Genomic DNA, 1,680 nt, shown 5'->3' on the forward strand with positions numbered 1-1,680 from the left:
CGCTGGTTCGGGTTGAAGTGCTTCTTGAGCTTGTGGCCGTATGCGCCGTAATCCTTCTGCAGCGACTCGGTCTGGACCGCAAAAGCCGTCACCTTCTGCGGGAAGCGTGTCTCGAACATGAAAGCCAGCGTGCCTTCCAGCCGGTGGGGCTTCAGCTCCACGTTGCTGGCCTTTTCAAACGCATCCACGTCGGGGCCGTGCGGCAGCATGGTGTTGTGCAGCGAGATGCCGCCCGGCACGAAGCCGCCGCCGGTCTTGGCGTCGTAGACCCCGTAGACCAGACCCATGAACTCGCTCATGACGTTCATGTGGTACCAGGGCGGCCGGAACGTGTTCTCCGCCACCAGCCAACGGTCCGGGAAGATCACGAAATCGATGTTGGCGGTGCCGGGCGTCTCCGACGGTGAAGTGAGCACCGTGAAGATCGACGGATCGGCATGGTCGTACAGGACAGGACCCACCGGCGAGTAGCGCCGCAGGTCGTACTTGTAGGGGGCGTAATTGCCGTGCCAGGCCACCACGTCGAGGGGCGAGTGATCCATGTCGGCCGCCCACAGGGAGCCGCCCCACTTCACGTACATCTTCGAAGGCGCATCCTTGTCCTCGTATGCCGCGACGGGCGTGAGGAAGTCGCGCGGATTGGCCAGGCAGTTGGCCCCGATGGGGCCGCGCTCGGGCAGGGTGAACGCGCCGCCGTAGTTCTCGCACAGGTAACCACGGGCCGGTCCGTCCTTGAGCTCGACCCTGATCTTGACCCCGCGCGGGATGACGGCGATCTCGCCCGGCTCGATGTCGATGATCCCGAACTCGGTCCACAGCCGCAAGCCACCCTGCTGCGGCACGAACAGCATCTCGCCGTCGGCGTTGTAGAAGTACTCGTCCATCATCGAACGGGTCACGAGATACACATGCGCGCCCATGCCGGCCTGCGAGCCCGCATCGCCCGCCGTGGTGATGGTGTGGATGCCCTCCAGGAACGAGACCGGCTCAGGGGGAAGCGGGATCGGGTCCCAGCGCATGGGAGCGATCGGCACCTCCACCTCCGCTGCGGGAGCCGTGCGCCACAGGCGGATATCGGCCTTCCGGAACTGGCCCCAATGGGTCACGGTGGGGCGGATGCGGTAGAGCCAGGAGCGCTCGTTGGTGGTGCGCGGCGCCGTGAACGGCGAGCCTGAAAGCTGCTCCGCATAAAGCCCGTAGGAACATTTCTGCGGCGAGTTGCGGCCGATGGGCAGTGCCCCGGGCAACGCCTCCGTCTCGAAGCCGTTGCCGAAGCCGGACATGTAGCCTTGCTGGATCGCGCTCTCCCGGAGAGGTGCGCCCTGTGTCTGAAGCGAGGGGTTCTGGACATTCATGGTCGTTACCTCCACAATTCGTTACATTCGTAACCGTCAATTTTGTAACTATCAACGTGATGGCAAAACTCGAACTCGAAAGGTTTCTGCCCTACCGCCTCAACCGCATCAGCACTGCGGTCTCTCAGGAGTTCAGATCAGTTTATGGCCCGCATCATGACCTGACCATCCCGGAATGGCGGGTTCTTGCGACCCTGGGCCAGTTCGACCAGATGGGCGCCAAGGCGATCGGTGCCCACTCGTCCATGCACAAGACCAAGGTCAGCCGGGCGGTCAGGGCCTTGGAGGAACGGCGCTGGCTCAAGCGCCGCGAGAGCAGCGAGGA

At 63.8% G+C, this 1,680-nt stretch carries 2 protein-coding genes; one reads left to right on the plus strand and one right to left on the minus strand.

The annotated features are described in order from the left end of the window. Window positions 1-1,355: homogentisate 1,2-dioxygenase (gene hmgA, locus DRB19_RS29545; RefSeq protein WP_174800035.1), on the minus strand; the 1,355-nt coding region annotated here is incomplete at its 3' end. Between the two features lie 59 nt (window positions 1,356-1,414). Here hmgA and DRB19_RS29550 point away from each other — a divergent pair. Further along, window positions 1,415-1,680: MarR family winged helix-turn-helix transcriptional regulator (locus tag DRB19_RS29550; RefSeq protein WP_114189497.1), on the plus strand; the 266-nt coding region annotated here is incomplete at its 3' end.

Source organism: Microvirga aerophila (assembly GCF_003332305.1).
In the GTDB taxonomy this organism is placed as follows: domain Bacteria; phylum Pseudomonadota; class Alphaproteobacteria; order Rhizobiales; family Beijerinckiaceae; genus Microvirga; species Microvirga aerophila.